This is a genomic window from Flavisphingomonas formosensis (assembly GCF_009755815.1).
GTDB classification, from domain to species: Bacteria; Pseudomonadota; Alphaproteobacteria; order Sphingomonadales; family Sphingomonadaceae; genus Flavisphingomonas; species Flavisphingomonas formosensis.
Window position 1 is genome coordinate 134,686 of sequence record NZ_WRPK01000002.1, and the last position, 25,239, is coordinate 159,924.

Annotated in this window: 20 protein-coding genes; 6 read left to right on the top strand and 14 right to left on the bottom strand. The window is 63.2% G+C overall.

What is annotated here, in order from left to right; translation table 11 throughout:
* Positions 1-96 precede the first annotated feature (96 nt).
* Entirely contained in the window at positions 97-1,185 is a 1,089-nt protein-coding gene (locus GQY20_RS06750) for an acetamidase/formamidase family protein (RefSeq protein ID WP_157216315.1), read from the top strand.
* Between the two features lie 164 nt (positions 1,186-1,349).
* On the opposite strand, the gene GQY20_RS06755 is transcribed toward GQY20_RS06750, so the two are convergent.
* A complete protein-coding gene (locus tag GQY20_RS06755; protein WP_157216316.1) occupies positions 1,350-1,547 on the bottom strand; it encodes a hypothetical protein in 198 nt (65 codons plus the stop codon).
* An 88-nt stretch (positions 1,548-1,635) separates the two neighbouring features.
* Entirely contained in the window at positions 1,636-2,871 is a 1,236-nt protein-coding gene (locus GQY20_RS06760; protein ID WP_157216317.1) for an MFS transporter, read from the bottom strand.
* A gap of 178 nt (positions 2,872-3,049) precedes the next feature.
* Between GQY20_RS06760 and GQY20_RS06765 the strand changes: the two genes are divergently transcribed.
* From GQY20_RS06765 to GQY20_RS06785, 5 genes are all read left to right on the top strand, one after another.
* Entirely contained in the window at positions 3,050-3,868 is an 819-nt protein-coding gene (locus tag GQY20_RS06765; protein ID WP_157216318.1) for a TauD/TfdA dioxygenase family protein, read from the top strand.
* Positions 3,869-4,136: 268 nt separating this feature from the next.
* Positions 4,137-6,446, top strand: coding sequence for a TonB-dependent receptor (locus GQY20_RS06770; RefSeq protein WP_157216319.1), 2,310 nt, complete (start codon positions 4,137-4,139; stop codon positions 6,444-6,446).
* A 130-nt stretch (positions 6,447-6,576) separates the two neighbouring features.
* Positions 6,577-7,119 carry an RNA polymerase sigma factor gene (locus tag GQY20_RS06775; protein WP_157216320.1) on the top strand — a complete coding sequence of 181 codons (543 nt, stop codon included), beginning with the start codon at positions 6,577-6,579 and terminating at the stop codon, positions 7,117-7,119.
* Positions 7,120-7,218: 99 nt separating this feature from the next.
* Positions 7,219-8,949: a vWA domain-containing protein gene (locus tag GQY20_RS06780; protein ID WP_157216321.1), complete on the top strand. Its 1,731-nt coding sequence runs from the start codon at positions 7,219-7,221 to the stop codon at positions 8,947-8,949.
* A 230-nt stretch (positions 8,950-9,179) separates the two neighbouring features.
* On the top strand, positions 9,180-10,286 hold the full coding sequence (locus GQY20_RS06785; protein WP_157216322.1) for a tetratricopeptide repeat protein: 1,107 nt from the start codon (positions 9,180-9,182) through the stop codon (positions 10,284-10,286).
* A gap of 80 nt (positions 10,287-10,366) precedes the next feature.
* Here the strand turns inward: GQY20_RS06785 and GQY20_RS06790 are convergent, their stop codons facing one another.
* From GQY20_RS06790 to GQY20_RS06845, 12 genes are all read right to left on the bottom strand, one after another.
* Complete coding sequence (locus GQY20_RS06790; protein WP_157216323.1) at positions 10,367-10,792, bottom strand: hypothetical protein; 426 nt, start codon at positions 10,790-10,792, stop codon at positions 10,367-10,369.
* 22 nt (positions 10,793-10,814) lie between these two features.
* On the bottom strand, positions 10,815-13,133 hold the full coding sequence (locus GQY20_RS06795; protein ID WP_232475922.1) for an acetamidase/formamidase family protein: 2,319 nt from the start codon (positions 13,131-13,133) through the stop codon (positions 10,815-10,817).
* A gap of 269 nt (positions 13,134-13,402) precedes the next feature.
* Complete coding sequence (locus GQY20_RS06800) at positions 13,403-14,773, bottom strand: zinc-binding metallopeptidase family protein (protein WP_232475923.1); 1,371 nt, start codon at positions 14,771-14,773, stop codon at positions 13,403-13,405.
* Between the two features lie 180 nt (positions 14,774-14,953).
* Positions 14,954-16,180 carry an MFS transporter gene (locus GQY20_RS06805; RefSeq protein WP_157216325.1) on the bottom strand — a complete coding sequence of 409 codons (1,227 nt, stop codon included), beginning with the start codon at positions 16,178-16,180 and terminating at the stop codon, positions 14,954-14,956.
* Positions 16,181-16,223: 43 nt separating this feature from the next.
* Positions 16,224-17,624, bottom strand: coding sequence for an amidohydrolase family protein (locus GQY20_RS06810; protein ID WP_157216326.1), 1,401 nt, complete (start codon positions 17,622-17,624; stop codon positions 16,224-16,226).
* Positions 17,625-17,694: 70 nt separating this feature from the next.
* Positions 17,695-18,525: a TauD/TfdA dioxygenase family protein gene (locus GQY20_RS06815; protein ID WP_157216327.1), complete on the bottom strand. Its 831-nt coding sequence runs from the start codon at positions 18,523-18,525 to the stop codon at positions 17,695-17,697.
* An 835-nt stretch (positions 18,526-19,360) separates the two neighbouring features.
* Entirely contained in the window at positions 19,361-19,786 is a 426-nt protein-coding gene (locus GQY20_RS06820; protein ID WP_157216328.1) for a hypothetical protein, read from the bottom strand.
* Between the two features lie 142 nt (positions 19,787-19,928).
* Positions 19,929-21,707, bottom strand: a complete 1,779-nt coding sequence (locus GQY20_RS06825; protein ID WP_157216329.1) for a hypothetical protein — start codon at positions 21,705-21,707, stop codon at positions 19,929-19,931.
* 194 nt (positions 21,708-21,901) lie between these two features.
* Positions 21,902-22,873, bottom strand: a complete 972-nt coding sequence (locus GQY20_RS06830; RefSeq protein WP_157216330.1) for an isopenicillin N synthase family dioxygenase — start codon at positions 22,871-22,873, stop codon at positions 21,902-21,904.
* On the bottom strand, positions 22,870-23,259 hold the full coding sequence (locus GQY20_RS06835; protein WP_157216331.1) for a VOC family protein: 390 nt from the start codon (positions 23,257-23,259) through the stop codon (positions 22,870-22,872). Before GQY20_RS06835 ends, GQY20_RS06830 begins: the two co-directional genes overlap by 4 nt.
* Before the next feature lie 127 nt (positions 23,260-23,386).
* Positions 23,387-24,046 carry a cysteine hydrolase family protein gene (locus GQY20_RS06840; RefSeq protein ID WP_157216332.1) on the bottom strand — a complete coding sequence of 220 codons (660 nt, stop codon included), beginning with the start codon at positions 24,044-24,046 and terminating at the stop codon, positions 23,387-23,389.
* A complete protein-coding gene (locus GQY20_RS06845) occupies positions 24,039-25,169 on the bottom strand; it encodes an LLM class flavin-dependent oxidoreductase (protein WP_198350860.1) in 1,131 nt (376 codons plus the stop codon). The genes GQY20_RS06840 and GQY20_RS06845 overlap by 8 nt, the downstream gene beginning before the upstream one ends.
* Positions 25,170-25,239: the final 70 nt, after the last annotated feature.

Consider the following 25,239-nt stretch of genomic DNA (forward strand, 5'->3'; position numbering starts at 1 on the left):
TCCACTCCGGCCCGCCCGCCCCACCGGCGGCGATCCGGAACGGGCAGACGCGTCCGGAGCAATCGCGTTGCGTTTCGAAGGTAGAAGGGGGACTTAATGGCGCTGATCTGCGATCACGGCACTATTCGTCACGATCTGAAGCCGGGTGCGCTGCACCGGCTCGACGCGACGCCGGAGACCGTCCACTGGGGCTATTTCTCTCCGGACATCAAGCCGGCGCTGACGATCAGGAGCGGCGATCTCGTCCAGGCCCAGGCGGTCACCCACCATGCCGGCGACGCGCCCGACCTGATGATGGACGAATCCGTGAAGCGCATCTTCACCGAGATCGCGCCGGAAACCCGCGCGCCGGGCGTGCACATCATGACCGGCCCGATCTACATCGAGGATGCCGAGCCCGGAGACATGCTGGAGGTGCGTTACTTCCAGATGGTGCCGCGCTTCAACTATGGCTCCAATCTCGCGGCCAATTGGGGGCATCTCTACAAGGAATTCGACGAGAAGGAACGGGTGACGATCTACAAGATCGATCCCAACGCGAACACCGCCAGCGCCCTCTACGCCTATGATTTCCAAGGTAAATATCTGGTCCCGGGCACGATCACCAACTGCCCGGAATGCGATCGCCAACCTGCACTGCCCGGCATCACCATCCCGGCGCGCCCGCATCTCGGCACCGCTGGCGTCGCGCCCGCGGTCAACGAACCGGTGAGCACCATTCCGCCGGGGCTGCATGGCGGCAACATCGATAATTGGCGGATCGGCGCCGGCGCCACCATGTATTATCCGGTGCAGGTAAAGGGCGGCCTCTTCTCGATTGGCGATCCGCACGTAAGCCAGGGAGACGGAGAGATCAGCGGCACCGCGATCGAGGCGTCGCTGGACTGCCTGTTCCAGATCATCCTGCGCAAGGATTTCAAATTCCCCTCGCCGCTGCTCGAGACGCCGAACAATTGGATCGTTCATGGCTTCGGCGACGATCTCGACCAGGCGATGAAGAATGCGGCTTTGGACATGCTTCACCTGCTGACCGAGCATCAGGGGCTTTCTGCCAATGACGGCTATTCGCTGATGAGCGTGGCCGCCGATTTCGGCGTGACCCAGGTGGTCGACGGCACGCAGGGTATACATGTGCGTATCGACCGTAATCTCTTCCCGCAGAAGGGCGTCGTGAAGGACATCTGACGCGTCAGCCCCTCTCCTGCATGCAGGAGAGGGGCTGACGACCCTTCGCGATCCATGCGAGGCTCACCGGTTCTCAGCCTGCGAGGCGCGCCGCCCGGCGCGCCTTTTCTTCGTCTGGCAGTTCACGGCGCCACCGCGCCTTGCCGATATCGCGTTCGTGCGGATCAGCCCCGCACCCCGCGCAACGTGTTCAGCAGCGCGACGGCCGCGACGCCGACAAGGGCCGCGCTGGCCCAGGGCCGTTCCTTGGCGAAGCCCTTCGCCTTTTCCATAAGCGGCGCGTCACCGGAGAAGTGAGTGCGCAATGCCTCCGTGAGCGCAGTCTTGCCATTGGATGTCTGGGTGGGGCTGGCGTCCGTCATGCAAAATCTCCCTCGTCGCGCGGAAACGCGCACGAAGGGCTCAACGCGCGAGCGGCATCGCGGTGCCGCCGCCGCGACCAACCGGCCCTCAAATATGCACCGGCGCCATATCCAGCTTGACCGTCTTTTCCCGATAGGCGGGCAGCAGCAGCAACAGCGCCGCGCCCGCGGTGAGGCAGGCGCCGATGCCGATCAGCGCGTTGCGATAAGTCTGCTGGATATCGAAGAGGTGATCGAGCAGCACTGGCGTGAGCCCCTGCATGATGATCGCCGCCGAATACATCACGCCGATGATCGCGCCGAAACTGCGCGTGCCGAAATAGCGGGCGATAAGCATGGGCATCGCGCCATATTGGGTGCCAAGCCCGACGCCGAGCAGCGCGCCGCCGGCCAGGAGCACCGCATTGCTCTCGCCCAGCTCCAGCACCGCCAGACCACCTACCGCGGCGAGATACATGGGCGCCGTGATCTTCGGCGTCGGGATCTTGTCGAGCAGCAGTCCGCTGCCGACCTGCCAGATTGCGCAGACCAGCGCGAAGGCACTGATAACGAGCGTAGCCATGCCGAGGCTGACGTGCCGTTCGGCAAGGATCGGCACCACATGGCTGAAGATCGCGGTGAGGCAGCCCGCGCCCGACGCGATGGCGACCAGGATCAGCCAGAAGACCGGCATGCGCAGCGCCTCGCTCAGCCGATAGCCGGGCGCCTGCGGTGGCACCTCGCCTGCCACGGCCTCGTAGCGCGGCGCATCGCGCAGCAGGAAATACATGACGGGAAAGCCGAGCCCGGCCGCGATCGCGGCGATGCCGAGATAGGCATCGCGCCAGCCGAAGCTGGTGAGCAGGATCGCGGCGACGGCCGGCATCGCCGTCGATCCGACCGCATTGCCGACGCCCGCGGTGAAGCCGAGCGCCGTTCCGCGCGATCGATCGAACCAGTCGGACACCAGCTTGGAGATCACCGCAGTGCAGGGCAGCGCCCCTGCGATCGCGATCGCCGAATAGCTTGTATAGAATTGCACGAGGCTGCCGTTCGAGAAGGCGAGGCTGGCGAAGGCCGCGGCGAGCAGCAAATTGCCCGCCAGCATCATGCGCCGCGTGCCATAACGGTCCGCATAATAGCCGGCCAGCGGGATCAGTATCGCGCCCGTCACCGCCAGGATCGCCAGCACGCCGGATATGCTCGCCCGCGACCAGCCGAATTCGGTGGAGAGTGGGATCAGGAAGGTGCCGAAGGTGGCATGGACCACCGGGGTCAGGCTCACCATATTGGCAACGGTGCAGGAGACGATGATGCCGAAGCGGGTGCGGTCCATGCTGCTCATGAACCAAGGCTATGGCGCTTTGGACGCCGCTTAAAGCGCCGAAGCGCGGTTGGCGCAGGCCATCAAGACTCTGTGCGCCTTTTGCACATTCGCCCCGCGACAAGGCTTCGTGCGAGCCAAGCCAAGACGCCGGCTGGCGTGTAACGCGATATGATGCGGCGATTCGGGAGTATGCACGATGGGATATGAGGTGCTTGACGTCCGGCCGATGACCAAGCGGATCGGCGCGGAAATTTTCGGGGTGGACCTCACCGCCCCCACCTTGGGCAATCAGTTGCTCAGCGAGATGCACGATGCGCTGATGGAGCATCAGGTGATCTTTTTCCGCGATCAGCCGCTCGATCATGAAAGCCACAAGCGGCTCGGCCGTGCCTTCGGGGCGTTGGCCATCCATAGCGGCGTCGCGGGCATCGCCGATCATCCTGAAATCGTCGCGATCCATGCCGACGAAAATTCGAAGTTCGTCGCAGGCGAAGACTGGCATTCGGATCTGAGCTGCAACGAGGAGCCGCCGATGGGCAGCATCCTGCATCTCCACACCGTGCCGGAAGATGGCGGCGACACGCTTTTTTCGAGCATGTACGCCGCCTATGATGCGCTTTCGCCTACGATGAAGGCATTTCTGGAGCCGCTGACGGCCGTACACGACGGCAATCACGTCTATCAGGCGCTGTTTCCGGATCCCACCAAAAGCTATCCGTGCAACAGCCACCCGGTGATCCGCAGACATCCTGTCACCAAGCGCAAGGCGCTGTTCGTCAACGGTTCCTATACGACCCGGATCAACGAGCTCAGCAAGGACGAAAGCGATGCCGTTCTCGGCTTCCTGTTCGAACATGTGAAGAATCCGAATTTCCAGGTACGTTTCCGCTGGCGGAAGGATTCGGTCGCGTTCTGGGACAATCGCTGCACCCAGCATTTCGCGGTGTGGGATTATTTCCCGGAAGTCCGTTCCGGCTTTCGCGTCACTGTGGCGGGCGACAAGCCGTTCCGCTGAACGTCCGCCGCCAGTGGCGGCGGTCAAATCCACTAGCGCTTGGGGGGCCCTGGCCAAAGCCGGGGCCCCTTGCTGTTGCAAAAGCGCGACATTGCGGCGTCCCCCGCCCTCTGCGATGCTGCACTGCATCAGTGTCAACTCATTGTGCGCGGCGATACAAGACCGAAGACCCGGCCTACAGTGACATTCGGTCACCAGAGAGCCCGGCCGAAGAGTCAGGATGATATTCGCGGCGGAGGGGAAAACCAGAGACCGAAGGGGGGTCCGAATGACGCAGACCAAGACCATCGCCTCAGCATTGCTGTACGCAAGCGCTTCCATGCTTGCCTTAGGGTCCTCGGCCGCGCACGCCGCAGATTCCGCGCCCGCATCCACTGACACCGCGGCGGCGGCCGATACCACCCTCACCGACATCGTCGTCACGGGTGAGAAGCGCGAAACCAAGCTGCAGAGCGCGCCGATCGCGATCACCGCGGTGGCCGGCGATCTGATGCGGCAACGCAATGTCAACGAGCTCAACGATCTCAACGGCTACGTGCCGGGCCTCAACATCGCCAAGAGCGAGGGCGCCGAGCGCATCATCACCATCCGCGGTATCGGCTACGAGACTGCCCAGAACCCCAATTCGCAGCCCGGCGTCGCCTTCCACGTCGACGGCGTCTACATCGCCCACGTCATCGCGCTCAACCAGGACATGCTCGACGTCGATCGCGTCGAAGTGCTGCGCGGCCCGCAGGGCACCGTGTTCGGTGAAACCTCGACCGGCGGCGCGATCAACGTGATAACCAAGAAGCCCGTGCTGGGCGAAGCCAGCGGCACAGCGCAGCTGAGCTATGGCAATTATAATTACGTCAAAGCCAACGGCACGGTGAACATTCCGATCAGCAGCACCATCGCCGCCCGTGCCAGTGTTCAATATCTGCGGCATGACGGCTACGGCTATTCCGTCGGCGTGCCGGGCCGTTCAAAGTACCAGCTCGACGATGCAAACAACATCGGCGTCCGCGGTTCGTTGCTGTGGAAACCGAACGACACCTTCACCGCCCTGCTCGAAGGCCAGATGTTCCATGCGGATCACAATGGAGCGCTGCAGAAGGATATTCGCGACACGACGCCGGGTGCCCGTGCCGTCGATCAGGACTTTCCCAGCGTCTTCAAGCTCAACACGAAGATGATCTACCTTACGCTCACCCAGGACATCGGCGACAACATGATCGCCAAGTCGGTAAGCGCTTATCAATATATGAACAAACATCAGACGAGCGACAATGATCGTCTGGCGAGTCCCTTCTATTTCGACCACATCACCTTGTGGCAGGACAAGAGCAAGACCTTCACCCAGGAGGTTTCGTTGGCGTCAGTCGGCAATACAGCGCTCGAATGGACCGTCGGCGGCTTCTATCTGCGCCAGCGTGCGCTGCAGAACATCTTTGAAGTCGTGACGCCCTTTGCTGCCGCCGTTGTCCTGCCGGACGGCACCGGCGTCAAGTTCCAGACTGATAGCCCCTTCCAGCACACTTCCTGGGCTGGATATGGTCAGGCGACCTATCATGCTACCGATGCTCTAGCCTTCACGCTAGGCGCTCGCTACTCATGGGACAAAGTGACGGCGCAGCCCTATCAATATTTCCAGGTCGTGCCGCCCAGAAAGACCACGAGTTCTGCCATTACTGGCAAGGTCGGCGTCGAATATAAGGTTACGCCGGACAATCTTCTCTACGTCACGGCATCCAAGGGATATAAACCCACAGGATTGAGCTTCGTATCTGCCGAACCCTTTACACCCGGAAGTTTCTCGTCCGGACCACAGTTCGTTCCGTCTAAATTCAAAAAGGAAACTGTCAAAGCACTTGAGATCGGATCGAAGAATGAACTCTTCGACAAGAAATTCCGTTTCAATGCTTCTGCCTATTATTATTGGTATACTAATTTTCAATACACTGCTGAAGATCCTGTTCCATTTGCAGGTGGCACAGACAATATTCCTAAAGCTGAAGTCTACGGCGCCGAATTCGAAACATCCGTCCTACCACTCGATGGACTACGCTTCGACGGCACACTTTCGCTGGGCAAGGGCAAGTTCAAAAGCCACTATCTGGTTCTTGATGCGCAAACAGCCGCCCTTGTCCGTGCGGAAAAATACGCTGAACTCGGCTATCCTTCCGGATATTATTATGATGCCCGTATCGAAGCAGCAGTTGCTGCCGCTCGGCAGGACGTCTACGGCAGGCGCCTTCCGAAGATGCCGGGCGTCCAGGGGCTTTTCAGCACGACCTATACCCATGACTTGGGTAGCGGAGATCTGACCATCCGCGGCGAGCTGGTCTATCGCGGCAAGTTCAACTACCGCCTCTTCGCTGTCGCCGCGCTCGACAAGGTTCCTGCCTATACCATCTACAACGCGTTCATCGAATATGCGCCGCACGACAAGCCGTGGAAGGTCTCCTTCTCGGCACAGAACCTGACCAACAAGACCGGTATCAACTCGCGCTTCTCCGATCCTTATGGATCGGGCACGACCAGCGTCGAATATATCAATCCGCGCCAGGTGTTCGGCACGGTTAGCTTCGCCTTCTGATTGCTCTCTCTCCCCTCGCGCCGGCGTCCTTCTCAGGACGTCGGCGTTTTTTGTTTCGGGGAACGATGTCGATGGGGGGCGTGAAACCCGATATGGCGCCGTGCGCCCGATTGGGGCAAACAGGCGGGCGATGGCGGATTTCGCAACCGATCCGGATTCCGACCTGCTGCCCGCCGCCATGGCCGGCGACCGCCAGGCTTTCGAAACCCTGCTGCGCCGCCATTATGACCGCATCCATGGGCTCGCCTGGCAGTTGACCGGATCGCGGGCCGATGCCGACGATATCGCGCAGGATGTCTGCTGTACGCTGGTCGAGAAGATCGCCGGCTTCCGCCGCGAGGCGAAGTTCGGCACCTGGCTGTGCGGCATCGTGTTCAACGCCTGCCGCGACTTCCGCCGCCGACGGCGTTCGTTCAAAGGCTTTACCGAGCGGCTGGCGGTGATCGCCGGCCTGACTCGCGGCCCAGACGGGCGCGATCTGCACGACGCATTCTGGCTGAAGAGCGCGATCGCCCGGCTGAAGCCCGTCTATCGCGATACCGTGATCCTGGTCGCCGGCCAGCAACTCAGCCATGGGGAAGCTGCCGCCATCCTGGGCGTGACGGAAGCGACGATATCCTGGCGCATGCACGAGGCCCGCCGCCTGATCGCTGCCGAACACGGGGGGAATTGAAACTCCGAAAAAAATTTCGCACCTCTCCCAAGCTTTCCCCTCCGAGCCGCGTCCCAGTGACTGGCGGGCGATCGGCCTGCCGTTGCCAGGGAGAGTATCATGCCTCGCTTCCATCCGGTTCTTGCCCTCGGGCTGACCGCCGCGCTGCTCACCGCCTGCGCCAGGACCGACCTGGACGAGACGGGCGCCGGCAACGGAGCGCCACCGCGCGTCGTGCCGCCGATGGCATCGGTCGCGCCCCCTCCACCACCGCCCCCTCCGCCACCCGTCCTCGCCCCCAACGACGTCGTCATCACGGCGGCGCGAATGGGGCCACCCATGGCCTATGCGCCCGCGCCGTCCGCACCCATGGCGAGGGAAGCCTATGCGCTCCGCCCGCCCGCCTATCAGAATGTCGGGCGCGACCGCTTCACCGCGAAGGAGGAGAATCCAGTCAAACTGGCCCGCGAGGAACCGGTCTCGACCTTCTCGATCGACGTCGATACCGCATCCTACAGCTTCGTCCGGGCCTCGCTGAACCAGAATGTGCTGCCGCAGCCGGCGGCGGTGCGCAGCGAGGAGATGATCAACTATTTCCCCTATGATTATGCCGCGCCGCAATCGGCTGAGCAGCCGTTCAGCACCAATGTGTCCGTATTCCCGAGCCCCTGGGCGCCGGGCCGCAAGCTGGTGCGGATCGGGATCAAGGGCTATGCGATCCAGCGCGCCACGCGGCCCCGCGCCAATCTCGTCTTCCTGATCGATACGTCCGGATCGATGTACGCGCCCAACAAGCTGCCGCTGGTCCAGCAGTCGCTCGGAATGTTGCTCGACGAACTCGCGCCCGACGACCGGGTGGCGATCGTCACCTATGCGGGCAATGCCGGCGTCGCGCTGGCGCCGACTCCGGCCCGCGAGAAGAGCCGCATCCGCGCGGTGATCGATCGCCTCAGCGCGGGCGGCGGCACGGCCGGGGCCGAGGGTATCAGGCAGGCCTATATGCTGGCCGAGGAGAATCTCGATCCGCAGGGCGTCAATCGGGTGATCCTCGCCACGGATGGCGACTTCAACGTCGGCATTACCAACGAGACCGAGCTCAAGGGTTATGTTGAACGTGAGCGCGGCAAGGGCGTCTTCCTCTCCGTGCTGGGCTTCGGCATGGGCAATTACAACGACGCGTTGATGCAGACGCTGGCCCAGAACGGCAATGGCGCCGCCGCCTATATCGACACGCTCGCCGAGGCCCGCAAGACTCTGGTCGACGAAGCAAGCTCGACGCTGTTTCCGATCGCCAAGGACGTGAAGATCCAGGTCGAGTTCAATCCCGCCGCCGTCGCCGAATATCGTCTCATCGGCTATGAGACGCGGATGCTGGCGCGCGAGGACTTCGACAATGACAAGGTCGATGCCGGCGATGTCGGATCGGGCCAGACTGTGACGGCGCTCTACGAGATCACGCCGGTTGGCGGTCCCCGCGCAATCGGGGATCTGCGCTATGCCAGACCGACGACCGCCCCGGTGGAAGCGCACGGCAACGAATATGGCTATGTGAAGATCCGCTACAAGCTGCCTAAATCCGACACCAGCCGGCTGATCGCGACCCCGATCGACCGCGCGTCGGAGACAGCGCGCTTCGCAGATGCGCCGCAGGACGCGCGCTTCGCTACCGGCGTCGCCGCCTTCGCCGAGCTGCTGCGCGGCGGGAAATATGGCGGCGCGATGGGTTATGACGACGTGCTGGCGATCGCGAATGCCGCCCGGGGATCGGACGCGTTCGGCTATCGCGCCGAATTCGTCCAGATAGTCCGCGCCGCCAAGACCGCATCCGCGATGGCCCGGCTCGATCGATGACCGGACGCGGCGGCGATGTGGCCATCGCCGCCGCACCCTCTGAGCCGGTTTGGAAATGGACCTTCGGCACATTATGCCAGTGCCGCCTCGAAGCACGCCGTTTCGCGCGTTTCCGAATGGGCTCTTACAATATTCGACCCACCTGCAAAGGGACGGTATAAGGACGCCAGATGTCGTCCATGTCCTTCCGTCGCGCTTTAATTTCGCCCTGCACCGGCAGGAGCGGTTGAATGGCGGACGACGATCTCCGAGCATCCTTGCCCGATCCGCCGCCGCCGAATGCCTCCCGGCGCGAAGCGGCGATCGGCGAGGCGATGCGGCGCTTCGATGGCCACGCGCCTGCGGCCGGCGTGCCCGCCAAACCCGAACGCACACCCCGTAGGCCGTGGATCCGTCGTCCCCAGTTCGGCGCGCTCGTCACCGTCGGGCTGATGGCGGTCGTCGGGCTGCCCGCTGCCTGGGAAATCGTCTATCGCAATGCAGGCAAGGAGGCGATCCGCACCGCACCGTCACCGCCCCCGGCCGTTACCGTGCCATCGGCAGATACGAGGCGGACCTATCGCAGCCCCGCTCCACCTTCGCCGGAACGCCCCCCGGCCACGGCTGATCGCGCAGCCACGCAACCGGCCGCCCGGGTCGAACCACCGCAGGCCGAGGCCGAACCCGCCGCTCCGCCAACGCCCGTCGCGCGCGCCGCCCCGGTTCAGCTCGCCGAAGCCGGTTCGACGCAAGCGCAACGAAGGGCGCCCGCGTACAGCTCTCGCGCCGCACCTCCAGCTCCTCCACCCCCGCCACCGCCACCGCCGCCCGCCCCAATCGTATCCGTTCCGCCGGAGACCGCGCCCGTCGCCTCGCCTGCGCCGGGGGACGTAGTCGTGACCGCGCGGCGCCGTGAGACAGCGCCTCCGGCCCGTGGCGACTGGAATGCTTGCACGGTGGAGGATCCAAGCCGCATCCTCTCGCTCTGCCAGCGCGCCCTGCCGCTCTCCGCCCGCGGCCCCAAGGGCGTCGCGGCGGCCCATCTCGCGGATGGCCTGACACGCGCCTGGCAGGGCGATATGGACGGCGCCATCGCGGCCTTCGACGCCGCGATCGCCGTGGCCCCCAAATTCTCCCAGGCTTATCTCAACCGCAGCCTCGCTTATGGGCGCCTCGGCGATGACGATCGCGCGCTCGCCGACGCGAATGCCGCGGTCCGCCATGCCCCGCATGCCGCATCGGCCTATTACAACAGAAGCCTCCTGCTGCGCCGCCAGGGCAAGATCGGGGCGGCCCGCGCCGACGAGGACCGGGCGGTGGAGATCGATCCGGACTACGAGGCGGTGGTGGGACGGTAGCGGTCACTCCCTCCCTGCTTGCAGGGATGGGTTGGGGGGTGGGCGCATGCGTCCGCGCGCCGCGCATTTCCAAACAAACTTTAAGCTCGTCTCGGAGCAGATTTTATCTGCTTGAATATCAAAACCGAGAAATAGCCCACAAATGCGATCACGAACAGGAGCGGAGCCGGCATGACGGGAGCGCCCAACGTCGCGTCGAAGTCGGGGTCCCGGATCAGATACAGCATGATTTTCGAACCGGCTAGCAGCGTGATCCCGGCACATGGGGTCACCAGGAGATGGACCACCCAAGTCGCACGCAGGCGCAGAGATAAATGCCAGGATGATACGAAAACCATTATCGGTCCGTATGTAGCGATGATCCAGCCCAGAATGCCGACCATGCACATCGCACCCGAGATTTGATCAAGCTCTTTATAAAGGCGCGCAGCATCCAATGCCCTGGGAGCGAAGAGCAGCGTCATAACGCCCGAAACGCCCAAAGCAGCTTTGTCCAAACGAGTCATCGCAAGCCACCCTGATCTCCCCTTACGCCGTAAACAGGCTCTTCCTGATCACGGCATGCACGCCCCAATTGCCATTGACGACCTGCGTCACGCCGAAATCGACGCCGACCGAAAGCAGCGAGATCGCCTCGTCCTCGCTGAGCCCGCGCGACGTCATCAGGAAACGCCGCGCCTTGCGAAACGCATCGCGCATCGCGAGATCGATCGAGGAGCGCTTATAGACTTCGCTCTGCGCGTCTTCGCCCAGTTCCTTCAAATAGTCCGGATGGCTGAAACCCATGATCACCCATTCGTCGGCCGTTTCGATCAGCGGATAGTCGAGATCGCGCAGATGCCGGTGCGTCGCAGCGGCGGGATGATGGATGATCTGGATCAGCGCGGTCATCGAGCATTCGATCGCCGTGCCACACAATTCGGAATCGCCCTGCGAGGCGTGCGGATCGCCCAGCGACAACAACCCGCCCGCCACCGCCACCGGCAGGAAGATCCGCGATCCCGGCCCCGTGCGCCAATTGTCGAGATTGCCGCCAAATGCCGCAGGCGGCACCGAATCGACGAGATCGCCATGCGCCGGCGCCAGCCCGATCACGCCGAAATGCGGCCGCACCGGTATTTCCACGTCGCGCAATATGTCGAAATTCTTCTCGACCGTGGCATGATCCACCGGCACGCCCGGATAGTCGATCCGCGTATGCACCACGCCGAACGGGTCGGTCTGCGGGGTCCAGCGATAATTATAGACGGCATGGGCGCACGGCCGGCCGTCGTTGCGCTCCACCTCGTAGATGGTGATCACCTCGCGCGGGCGCGGCTCGGTCAGCAAGTCAGAATAGTGGAAGCCCCAATAGGCCGCCGCGTTGCTACCGAAGGCGCGCCCCTGGAATTTGGGATTGCCGCTCGGCCGCGCCTTGATGTCGAGCACCCGCACTTCGATCACGTCGCCCGGCCGCGCGCCCGCCACCGCGATCGGGCCGGTGCAGATGTGCACGCCGAAGCCTTCGCCCGCGCCGCGGCCATAGGCGGAGGCGTCCAGCGGCCCCGCCCCGCGCCGCTCGATCGCCTTGCCCTCGTGCGTCCAGTGATAGACGCTCTCCGCGCCCGGATCGCCCTCGATCATGCGCTCGGCATCGTCATTGCCGTGATGGGTCAGCGTCTCGATCGTCACATAGTCGCCGGAGCGCACCTCCAGCACCGGCTTCAAATGCCGGCTGAAAAAGCCCCAATGCACCGTTTCCGGGCTCACCGGCAGCAGGTGGTGGCGTACGCCCGGCGCCGTATCGCCCGCATCGTCGAGGGTCAGCGGCGCCTCGCTCTCGCCCTCCTCGCCGTCCATCTGCGGAGCAAGCGGACGCATGTCTCGCTTGGCCGCAGGGCTGCCGCGACGCGGCTGCTCGCTGTCAGTCGCAGCCGACGGGCCAGCCTTGCGATATTCGCGTGGAGAAACCCCATATTGCTCGCGGAACGCCCGGCTGAACGAAGCGGAATCGTTGAACCCCCATTGGAAGAGGATGTCGGAGATGGATTTCTGCGCGTGCAGCGGGCTACGCAGATCGAGCCGGCAGCGCTCCAGCCGCCTGAGCTTCACGAAATGGCCGAAGCTCTCGCCGACCGATTCGAACAGCTTCTGCAGATAGCGCGGCGAGATACCATGCTCGCTCGCCACCTGCTGATGGCTGAGCTCAGGATCGGACAGGCGCATCTCGATCGTCTGGAAGATGCGCTCGAGCAGCGCAGCGCGCATGCCCGCAGCACCACCCAGCGCGCGCGGCGGCGCATTGTCGAGCAAGCCGGTCAGCAGGAATTCGGGGAGGCTGAGTTCGATCGGCCGCATCTGATCGGGCGTCGCGTCGATCAGCGTGTCGGCCACGGAGCGGAGCATGCCGCCCAGCACGCGGCTCGCCCCCTGGTCTGCCGCCAGCTTGCCGATCTCCTCGGGCAGCGGCGTGCGCAGCCGGAGAGTGAGCACGGAACGCGGAATCTTGACGATCAGGCTGCGGTTGTCGCCCGAAAAGGCATGGGTCGCCGCGATCTCACCGCGCCCGAACACGATGTCGCCATCCTCGGCGGAAAGCATCGCCTTTCCGCCGCTTACATCGGCGTGGCCGTCGAGCAGCATGGTGAGCCAGAAGAAGTCCGGATGAGCGGTGAAATCGAGCTTCAACGCCTGGGCGGTCGCGGTGACGCGGATGAATTCTATGCCGAGCTCGCTCTTGAAGGCGACGAGCTCACCATAAAGCCCCTCCTCCGGCATTTCGCCCAGCTCGATCGACAGCCGTCGCAGCGCGAAACGCCACGCGTCGCGCCGCTGCTCTTTCGGGTAAGCGTTGGTCGTGAACCTCACGTCCGCGGATTCCATCCTCTGATCGATGAACCCCTCCCCCAATTTCGCGGCACGATCTGTCGCCATGCCTGCCGCAAGGCTAGGCGCGCGAGGGAAGGTTCGTCAACGCGGGCGTGCCTCTTCCAGCTTCCTCTACGCCATGCGATGTTCTGCTTTTTTCTCAGTCATCCCGGCTCAGCGGGTCGCTTCGCTGATCCCGACGTCCGTCCGGATGACGAAGGAAAACGCGACCAAACCGATATGTGCAAGCCATGGCCCCACGCGGGCGATCACGAAAATGGCGTTTCATCCCCATAGACGCTGGTCGCCCCGCCGAAGTCGGGTGCCGCGCCGCGCCCGCAGGTCGCGAGCATGGTCAGCGCGTAGATCAGCGCACTCGATCGCATGTCCTCCGGCGTCGGCCGCCAGCGCGGCATGCCGGTGGTGATCGCCGGGATGCGATGCATGTTGAACACGTTATGGTCGCGCCACATGCTCGAATAGACCGGATGCGCCCGCTCGGAGGGCACGCTACGCACCAGCCGCGTCGCGGCGTCCACCGCGCCGGTCAGCGGCGCCACCGCCCCCGCCTCCGCTTCGAAGCCGTGCCGCACCACAACCGGCTCGATGTCATAGCCTTCGATGTCGACCGTCTTCAGCGCCGCGTTGAGACCGTGATAGGCCTGCGCCACCGTCTGGCGAGGATTGAGGATCACATCGAGATAGAGCGCGCACACCTCGGTGCCCGCCCCGAAGTCGAACGGCGCGCCGCCACGCACCGAGGCGAGCTGCACCTTGGGCTGGGAAAGGCCGCCCGGCGTCTCATATTGGCTCTCCCGTTCCCATTTGAGGCTCCAAGCATGCACCGCCTCGATCACGGGGCCCAGCCGGTAGATCGGATTGGGATGCGCCTCGGGCCGCTCCGGCGCCTCGAGGATCGGCGAGAAGACGCCGCGGCCGTGGATGCGGATCCGGAACAGCGCATAGCCGCAGCCTTGCCAGGTGACGCCAAAATCGGTGCCTTCGGCCGCGATCGCATAATCGGGGGCAACGCCGCCATGATGGAACAGATAATGGGCGCCGATATCCTTCCCATTATACTGGATGCCCTGATATTCCTCGATCGGTTCGGGCCCGATCTCGCCTGGGCAGGCGGTGAGATAGACTTTGCCGGAAAGCCCGATGCCCGCCTTGCGGAGCGCCTTGGCCGCGATCAGGAAGCAGCTCATCGGGCCGCGATCGTTGGAGATGGGATAGCCGCGCAGCTGTCCGTCCTCCACCCAGCAGGTCGTCCATTCCGGATCGGCGAGCGTGGAGGGCCGATACCGGAAGGCGTCCTGATGGGCGATGCCGCTCGGACTCTCGGTATCCAGATGCGCGGTGAACAGCAGGTTGGCGCCGTCGCCGCTGCCGCCATATTCGCCGATGATATTGGGGCGCTCCGGCGTCGCGCCCACCCGGCGGGGATTGAAGCCCTCGCGCGCCATCCAGTCATGGACGTAATTGGCTGCGGCCAGCTCCTCGCGCGAGCGGCTGGGGATATTGCCCAGGGTCAGGGCGAGCGCGACCAGTTCGTCCGTATCTATCGCGGCTGCGATCGCGTCGCGCTCGGCCTCGGTGACGGCATAGGGCGCGCGGGCGGGATCGGCGAAGTCGGTCAACAGTTTCGGTCCTTTCTTCTAACCGTCACGCTGAACTTGTTTCAGCATCCACCGTACGACAGGCCTTGTGTCTACGGCAGAACGCGACCGATCAGCTTCGCATCAAACCAGACACGGTGCCCGCCGATGGGTGGATGCTGCAACGAGTTCAGCATGACGGCGGAGTATGACGTCCGGCCATCAGATATATTCGGGCGCGAGCTTGGTCTCCGCCTCGTCCGCCGCGCGCACCGGCCGGCGCATCACCAGCACAGCCACGACCAGCGCGAAGCCGATGATGGCCAGCGTCACGAACACAGACAGGAAGCTGCCGCTATGATCGCGCACGAACCCGCCCAGCCCTGGCCCCACCGCGGCGGAGGTCGAGACCATGCACATGGTGGAGTAAAGCTCGAGATTGGGCCGCTTGCCGAAATAATCGTGCAGCAGCATCGCCGCAGCGACATAGCTGAAGCCCAGACCGATGCCGATCGAGAGGGCGAACAGGCCGAGCGAGAACCAGCTCTGCGGGATCACCAGCGATCCCGATGCGATCGTCAGCGCCGCCAGCGAGCAGAGCATCAGCCAGCGGGCATGGATCTTCTCGCCCACCACGCCGGCCACCGCCGATGCGATCGCGCCCACCGCGGCGCCCGCGCTGACGATGAACGCAGCGCTCGCCTGGGTGATGCCCCGCTCGCTCATATGCTGGACGACGAAGCTGTGGACCGTGGTGTTGACCAGCAGGCAGGCCGTATAGCCGCCGACGATCACCCAATATTGCGGCATGCGCAGCGCCTCGCGCGCGGTCCATCCGGTTGCTTCGACCATCGGCCGGTCCTTGGGCGCGTGGCGCGGATGGCTACCCCGCGTCACGATCGCCGCGAACAGGCCGACCACGAGCGCGCCGACGGCGCAGAGCACCCAGAAGATTCGCCAGTCGGTCAGGAATTTCTGGATCGCGACGAAGAACAACGGCCCCGCCACCGATCCCAGGCCGCCGGTGGTGAAATAGATGCCGAGCGCGGCGGACTTGCGCTCGAACATCGCGGAGATCACGTGCACCCCGGCCACCGTGCCGCAGAAGCAATAGCCCATGCCCATCAGGGTCGTGCCGACATGATAGGGCAGCACGCCATGGGCGATCGCCAGGCAGCCGAAGCCCGCGGCCAGAAGGATCGCGCCGACGATCAGGGTCAGGCTGACACCGATTTGGCGGATCAGCATGGCGGGCGCCAGGCTGGTGATGCCACAGGCGATGCCGAGCAGCGTGAAGCCGAACCCTGCCTCCGTCCAGTTCATCCCCATGTCGGTGACCATCATCGGCAGCACGACGCCGAGCGCGTTGAAGGTGCCCGCCGAAAGCAGGAAATAGAGCAGGCTCATCGCCGCCAGCACGACGAAACGTGCGCGCCCATGGACGTTCATCGGCCGTCTCCTCGGGAAAGAAGGTAAGCGCGGCGCGGCCGCATCACAACACCGGCCATTCGCAGGGAACCGGCAAGCCTGCGCGGGCGATCACCTCGCCGCCGGCCTGCTGCACATCGGCGAACATCTTCTCTTCGTCGATCAGGGTCGAGCGGTAATTCTCGACCACGCGCTGCCCGTCCACCCACACGCTATGCACGCCGCGGCCGTCCGCCGCATAGACGAGCTGGTTGACGACGTTGAACAGCGGCACCCATTCCGGCCGATCGCGATCATGCAGCACGAAATCGGCTTTCTTGCCCGGCTCCAGCGACCCGATCAGATGGGAAAGCTGCGCGCCGCGCGCGCCGTTCAGCGTCCCCGCCTCCAGCACGCGATAGGCGGAGAAGAGCGTCGGATCGCGGCGCGAATCCTTGAAGATACCGGCCATCACGAACATCGCGCGCATCATGTCGGCGACGTTGCCGTTATTATTGCCGTCGGTGCCGAGCTGGATGTTGACCCCCAGCGCCGCCATCTCGGGAAACTTGCCTGCGGCCGTGGCGCCATAGGCCCCCTTCATCGCCGTCATCGGGCAATGGGTGACGTTGGTGCCGCTATCGGCCAGCAGGCGCACCTCTTCATCGTCGAGATGAATGGCATGGGTGAGCGAAAGGTGCGACCCGAGGACGCCCAGATGCCCGAGGTGCGTGATCGCGCGACGCCCGGTCGTCGCAAGATAATAGTCCGGATCGATCGGATCGGGGCTCATATGCGCGGTGACGCCCGCCCCCTTCTCCTTCGCCAGCCGCGTCGCCTCGATCCACAGCGTGTCGGTGGCGGTGTTGTGGCCGACCAGCGCCGGCCAGGCGGCGATCAGCGGATCGCCCGCGGTCGGATAACGATCGAGCTCGCTCTCCAGCACCTTCAGCGCGCGATCGGTGAGCGCCACCTGATCGTCGTCGGCGGCGAAGGCGCGATCCTGCGCCCATTGGCCGACGCGCGCGCGGATGCCGGTCTCGGCGAGACCCGAGACCACCTCGTCCAGCGCCATGATCGTGCCCGCCTCGACGAAGCAGGTGGTGCCGGTGCGCAGCATTTCCAGCGCCGCGAACTGCGCCGAAAGCCGCTCGTGCCGCGGCTCCTGCGCCATGTCGATCGGGATCAGCCAGTCGAAGACGTTGGTGCGCCAGTCGGTATCGTCGGGCACCAGGCTGCGGGTCAGCGGCTCGCCGGTGGTGTGGATATGGCCGTTGACGAAGCCGGGCGTGACGACGAAGCGGCTGCCGTCGATCGTCTCCTTGGCTTGCACCGCCGCCGTGATCTCGGCGCTCGGCCCGACCGCATGGATGCGATCCCCGACGAGGGCGATCGCGCCGTCGCGGAAGATCCGCCGCTCGCCGTCCATGGTGACGATCCAGGCATTGCGGATCAGCAGGTCGACGGGCGTGGGGGCGTCGGTCATTGCGCCTCTCCCCTCTTGAGCCCGCTCCCGCAAGCGGGAGAAGGCTCCGACGCGCCATATCCGTACCCCATCAGAACGGCGCCCCGTCACCAGCGATCGTCACCCGATAGCCCGAACGGATATGCGGGAAATAATCCCAGATCGCGGTGTGCTGCGCCGCGCGATTGTCCCAGAAGGCGATCGAATGCTTCTGCCAGCGGAAGCGCACCTGGAATTGCGGCTTGGCGCAATGGGCGTGGAGATAGGCGAGCAGCGCCTCGCTCTCGTCGCGCGGCAGGCTCTCGATATGGGCGGTGAACTGCTTGTTGACGAACAGCGCCTTGCGCCTTGTCTCGGGATGGGTGCGCACCACCGGATGGCGCGACTTGGGGAAGGTCTTGTCCGGCGGCGAGAAGGCAGCGAACACCCGCGCACCGTCATGCACCGCGGTGAGCCCGTCGAGATGCGCCTTCATCCGATCGCTCAGCGCCTCATAGGCGGCGACCATATTGGCGAACGCGGTATCGCCGCCGACCTCCGGCACGGTGTGCAGGCAGAGCAGGCTGCCCATCGGCGGCACGGGATCGCAGGTGAGGTCAGAATGCCAGTCCTCCCCGGCCACATATTTGGAGGCGCCGTCGGCATGGATGCGCACGATCTCGGGATGGTCGGGCAGGCCCGCGACGCCGCTATGGATGTGCAGTTCGCCGAACGCGCGGCCGACCCGCTTCATATCCTCGAAATCGAGCGGCTGGTCCCGGAAGAAGATGACGTTGTGATCGAGCAACGCGCGTCGCAGCCGGGCGACATCCTCGGCGGCCAGCGGCTGGCGCAGGTCGATACCGGAAATCTCCGCCCCGATCACCGGGGACAGCGGGTGGACGGCGATGCCGGATTCGGAGGAGCGAAGAGCGGTTGCCATGTCCGCGATGCTCCCAGACCCTCACCCCCCGGTCTTGACGATCCGCGCCCGAACTTTTTCGGGCGTCCATCCTTCGCGGAATGCGCGATAGGCTGCTGGACATAGCGGTGGAGCGTTAGCCGAAACCGCGAAGCCAGTTTGGCGTCCACCTGCTTCGATGCATTGTCTACAACGCAGAGTAAGATAGAACATGAGGTGAACACAACCTCGCTTACTCGAGCGAAGCGCGAATCCCGGAGCGATGAATGATCTCAAAAAGCCAGTGGAGATTTGCGCTCGGCTTCTTGGTCGCCGGTCTCGCCACTTGCACCGCGCATTCTGCAGCCAAGCGGGAACATCGCCTGCCCAAAGACTTAAAATGGGGCCGATGCCTGGCTCAACGTGAATGGTAAAACCAGGATATCGGGAAAATGCGCCTATAAAATAGAGCAAAATGGTGAATTCTACATTGAGGGTCCTCGGCAACTTCACTGGGGCATTGATTATCCCGAGCCCGAAATCCAAGCCGATGAACAGTCACGAGATTATTGGGCATCTATCTACAACGACAAGAAAGGCTGGTGGGGATATGGAAATGAAGACATACTTTCCACGCACGGCGAGGGTGATTCGTGGACGCTTCGACGGCAGGGAGCATGCTACACCGGCACAGGCAAATCCACGAGAAAGGGAACAGTCCGAATATGCTTGTGGCGCAGATAAATTATTTAACCCATTATGGAATATACCGCCCCGGCATTCCCACGTATTGAGAATGTAACGATCTATTTTTACAATTATAATATATTTCGATAATTAATCGATGATTTTATGACGTACACGGCAACCTTAAGATTTATTGTTTTATAAACGCAATATGGTCACGCGTCTCAACAGACCCGTATAAAACACAGATTTCTTTACCACACCAGTTCGATCGATTATTATCCGATGTAACAGAGAAACTCAGATCGTTTCCCGGATAAAATAGAGAACCCGGGCTGACATTTTCAAACATTCCTGCCTGTTTAACAAATCTCTTTGCTTCGGTATGCTTGAAAAAATCTTGGAGTTCGATTTCGATGCCGCCCGGATTCCTGAAACGGCCGTCAAAGCACGCTGAACCGTCACAGAACCGGAAACTGCGATCCGGACGCAACGTCACAGAGTAACCCTGATCGGATCGCCATTCCCCCATTAAATCCGCATAGGAGGCATCCTTGGGATCGCACCCTCCAAGCAGACATGAAGAGATAAGAAATAGAGTATGATAAAATCGCATCAAGGCCGCTCTTTCAGATAGTCTGGGATAGGAACAGACCACTCAAATATGATTTTGACACTCGACAAAGGCCCACTTTTAGGAAGATCTATAAATCTATCTTGCAGAGTAATCAAGTTCCCTCCGGGAAACGACAGCATCGTCATGTCATTGTCAGCCCGAGAATAAATCGATCATCTTTTACATACGCTTCCAATCCATGAGTTATCGTTCCAACGATATCGCCCATTTGAGTACCATCTTTGAACCCTAAAGCACCATCAACAGGGGTGAAATCTCTGAATACGAAATTATCTACTTTATCCCCGTCTTTTAGATACCCCCTTTTCCCCTTCTTATACGCCATATATCGCATGGCTTCTATTTGCTCGCGCTCGAAATACCCTCCGGTCTCTCCGGTAAAGAGCTCCTTTAAACCTTGGGATTGCGGTCCATAATAGAATACTTTCCTTCCCTTCCCACTCAGGAAGCTCCCAAGTACGTCTCTAGCAGATTGCGACGTTTTTGGATCTTTAATCGCCTTTCCGACACTCCACTCAGCAAATCCTCTCCAATTGCCATTCCATTTCCTTCTTGTCCAATCTGCAATACCAGCCCTATCCAATTTCGGCTTTACGATATCAGGATCATATACCGCGCTCTCCAAGTCATTATTGATGAAATTCGAAGAAGATATATTGTCCAATTCTCCACGTTCAGGGGAACTAAAAGGTCGATAACCCGATGGCTTAGACATCTCGCCCTCTGACACAGGGCCAAATAGATCGACTTGTGAATGTGGGAGTCTTTCGAACGTTTTGCGCACCTCGTCGTTTGTCAGCACCCCCCGCGCCGCCCTGTTAGCTAGTGCCCTGTAAAGCCCAGGATTGGCCACTGCTCCCTCGCCGCGCAAATTCGCCGCCATCACGGCGTTCACCATCTTCAATCTATCCGGTGTCAGCGCATAATAATCCGCCGGCGGTATGCCGCGCAGCGTTTGCATCTCCGGATCGAGCACGGCGGCCATTACGCGGGATAAGGCCGCATCCTGTTCCTTTTCCGCAGTCCTGCGGTCGCCTTCGGCCATGTCCGCGAGGCGCTGCTTGAGCCCGTCGGCGATGGGCGCATCGAGCCCCATCGCGTCCACGGCGGCATGCTGGGCAGGCAGGTCACCGCCTTCCTCGCGGATCAGGTCGGCAAGCCCTTCCTGCTGCTGCTCCGCCACATAGGGCTGCAGCATATTCTTCAGTCGCTCGACCTTCGCCGGATCGCTGATCATTCCGCCGTGCGCGTCCAGCCAGCCTTGCGCGTGCTGGGGATCGTGCTGCGCCAGATGCTCGACCAGATCCGCATGCGCCGCGCCGAGCGCGTCCGTTTCCGCTGCGCTTGTCGCATCCGGATCGAGGCCCTGCCGGCGGCTGCGCCCACGCACCTCACCGATGATGCGCCGCTCGCCTTCCGCCACGGCGCGCATGTCGTTCAACCGCGCGCCGCGGCGCATCGCTGCCAGCGCCAGATCCTGGCGCTGGCGGGATTCGCTGTCGTTGAAAGCTTGGGTCTCACGGTCCGCATGGGCACGCGCCTCGTCGCCCCAGGCCGAAAGGCGCGGCTCCATGATGTCGCGGTACATGTTTCGCTGCCGCGTGGTCGCCAGTTCGCCCAGCGGCCGGCGCACGATCTCGTGCAGCGACTGCTCGATATCCTTCCAGCGCGTCGCGGCGTCCTCGCCGCGCGCGGCGAACCATGGACCGGACAGCGTCTTCCAGCGGTCCACCGTGTCATTGTCGGCCTTGCGCACCAGCGCCTCGTCGAGGTGCAGCTGGATCGGGTCGTCGTCCTCCGGCAGGCCGGAGACGGCGGGGGTTGCGGGGCTATCCGGTGCGGTGGGCGTTTCGGCCCAGACGACGGGATAGAGCGGATCGGGGTGTGGGACTCTTGGCATGACCAAGCCGTCCCATCGAGCCGGGGATTGCCGCTAGGATTCATCCCACTTTTCGTCATCCCAGCGAAAGCTGGGATCGCTCACCAATGGCACCCGGTTCGCTGCTGAGGGCGATCCCAGCTTTCGCTGGGATGACGAGATTGGTCCGAAGATAGAGATGGTCGACCTGCGCTCAACCAGCCCACCGCGCGCCCTCACCCCCCGTAGCTGGCGCGGGCCATCTGCTCGATATGCTCGCCGACGGTGAGGTCGAACAGCGCGTCGAACGCGTCATTGGCCGGCACGGTCGGCGCGCGGCCCATCTTGTAGAAATGGTCGAGCTCGAAGAACACCGCCACCGAATGGCGCGCACGGTCGGCCGCGTTGTTGCGGACGCGATGCAGGTTGGCGCGGTAGAGGCCGGCGCTGAACCGCTCCATCATCTGGCCGATGTTGATCACGAAGGTGCCGCGGATCGGCGTTGCCAATATCCATTCGTCGTCGGCGTTCCGCACCTCGAGGCCCGCCATGTCGTCCTGCAGCAGGATGGTGATCGATCCCCAGTCGCTGTGCGCGCCGGCGCCGAGCCGGTTGAACGCCGTATCCGCCGGCTGCGGCGGATAGTGGAGCAGCCGCATGCCGCATTGCGGATCCTGGAGCCCGTCCGCGAAATAGCCGGGATCGAGGTCCAGCGAGGCGGCGAGGCAGCCCATCAGATGGGTGCCGATGCGGATGATCTCGGCCTCATAGGCCTCCATCTGCTCGCGGAAGCCCGGCAGCCCGGCCGGCCAGAGATTGGGACCGTAATTGGGAACGCCCGCCTGGACATGGGGATGCTCCGGCCCGAGCTCGCGGCCGAGCATGAAGCTTTCCTTGAGATCGGGCGGCGATCCGGGATCGAGGATCTGCAGCCCTTCCTCATAGCCGCGCCGGCAGGGCGAATGCGCGATCGCCACCGCGCGCTTGGCCTCGGCCGGCTGCGCGAAGAAGCGGCGCGTCATCTCGATCTGATTGTCCATCAGCGCCTGCGGCACGCCATGGCCGGAGATGTAGAAGAAGCCGGTCTCGCGGCAGGCCTTGTGGATCTCCCATCCCACGCGGCGCAGCGCCTCGGGATCGTCGAAGCTGCCGGCAAGGTCGATCACCGGGATGTGCGATGCGGCGCTGGGCGGGGTATAGACGATCATGATCCGATGGGTGCGCTGATGCGGAAGACGTTGCCGTCGGGATCGCGCAGCACCGCCTGGTGCTGCCCGAAGAAGGTGTCGAAGCCGGGCTTGACCAGCGTGGCGCCGGCCGCGACTGCCCTGTCGGCGCCGGGGCCGACCTCGGCGACGCTGCCCACCGCGAAGGTCAGCACCGAGCGGAAGCCAGTCGGGTTTGCGTCCTCGGCGAGGCCCAGCGTTTCATAGGCGCCGGCATAGGCAAAGCCGATCTTGCAGCCGCCGGCGATCACCTCGCGATAGCGATGATCGCGCGACGCCTCGATCTCCTCGAGGCCGAGCGCATCGACATAGAATTGCGCGAGACGGTCCACGTTGGTTGAGAGGAAGGTGACGTAGGTGAGGGTCATAGCGCCCAACCTAAAACCCGTTCGGGCTGAGCCTGTCGAAGCCCTCCCTTCTGCTCTTCCCGAAGCAAGAAAGAAGGAGAGCACTTCGACAAGCTCAGTGCGAACGGAATGACGAAGACGAAACGAGTCATTTGGCCCACGCCCCGATAACCGCATCGCTCGTCACCAGGAACGCCACATTCTTCTGCAGCGCGTTCAGCGCGCCATAATGGAGATCGTCCCCGAACGCCGCGCACGCATCCGACACCACGAAGACATGATAGTCGCGGTGGAACGCCGCCCGCGCGGTGGAATCGACGCAGCAATCGGTGCTGATGCCGGTGATCACCAGCGTCTCGATCCCGCGCCCGCGCAGCTGTTCGTCGAGGTCGGTGCCGTGGAAGCTGTCGAACATCAGCTTCTCGATCTCGATGTCGCCCGGCTCGGGCTTCACCCGATAATAGTCGGCGCCGCCGTCGTCGGTGCGGCAGATGCCCTGCCCACCCGGCATGCCGCGCCGCTCGTAGAGCGTCTTCAGCGCGTTGGAGTCCGTCTCCGGGCTCGTCACGACACGCATGAAGGCCACCTCCGCGCCGGCCTTCCGCGCCGCTGCGATCAGCCGGTCGATATTGTCGAGCGCGGGTTCGGCAACGCTCATGTCGACGCCATGGCGGCCGAGCAGTCCCGCGGGCGAGGCGAAGTCCGTCTGGATATCGACGACGATCAGCGCTGTCTTCTCCGGCACGATCATCGGCGCGATGGCCTGTGCGTCGAGATGCGGCAGTTCGGCGAGGACGGCCTCAGACATGTGCGGGCTCCTTCACGACCGAAGGAAAGCGTTCCCGCAGTGCCGGCAGCACCTCGGCGCCGAAAATCGGCAAGCTCTTGATATAGTCTGGGAAGATGAGCATCAGCCCGTCGATCTGCGATTCCTCGAGCAGGTCGCTCAACCGCTCGATCACTGTCTTCGGCGTGCCGAGCACATGCGGCGTCTGGAAGGTGGAGCGGCTCTTCTGGACGAAGGCATTCTCCTTGCCGATCTCGGCATCGAGAAAGCCATAGGCCTTCATCATGCCGCGCAGAGCGCCCTCGTCCAGCCCTTCGCGATAATATGCGGCCTCGCGCTCGGCGGCCTCGTCGGTCTCGCCGAACAGGATCGTCATCATCGAATAGGTGCGCATCGCGCGGCCATAGGTGGCGGCGACCTCCTTGGCGTCGCGGCTGGCCTTGTAGAGTTCCTTGGCGTCGCCGCCGGACAGGAAGATCGCGTCCATCTCCTGCGAGGTGAAGTCCATGCCCCGCCGCGACGTGCCGGCGCAGACCAGGAAGGGCCGCGTCGACGGCTTGGGGTCGGACATGCAGTCGTCGAGCGTGAAATATTTGCCCTTCATGGTCACCGAATCCTGGGTCCACAGGGCCTTGATACCCTGGATCCATTCGGTGGCGAGATCGTAGCGCGCGTCATGGTCGACGCCTTCGGGCCAGGCCCCCATCTGGGAGAATTCCCCCTTATACGCGCCGGTGACGACGTTGAGGCCGGCGCGGCCATGGCTGATCTGGTCGAGCGTCGCGATCATCTTGGCGGTGACGGCCGGGTTCTGCAGGATGGTGTGCACCGTCGTCCACACCTTCACCCGGCTGGTCGCCTCGGCAAGCGCGGACATGCAGGCGGTGGCGTCCAGCGTGTAGCGCCAATGCTCGGTCTCGCCGCCATAGCCGCGATACTTCGCCATCGACATGATGAAATCGAGGCCGATCTCATCCGCGAGCTTCGCCACCTTGCGGTTGTACTCATAGGAGCCGTCGATCGGCGGCGCATTCTTGGAGAGAATCCAACCGCCATTGGCGATCGGCATGAACACGCCCAGATCCTTTCCCCCGGTGTCGGACGGAAGCCCGAATGGATCCATGGCCGGCGGAGTATTTCCCATCGTTCCACCCCTATGTCGTTACGCCCGTCAGACTATCCGGGGGCTGGACAAACTCTTGATCGCGCGCGCC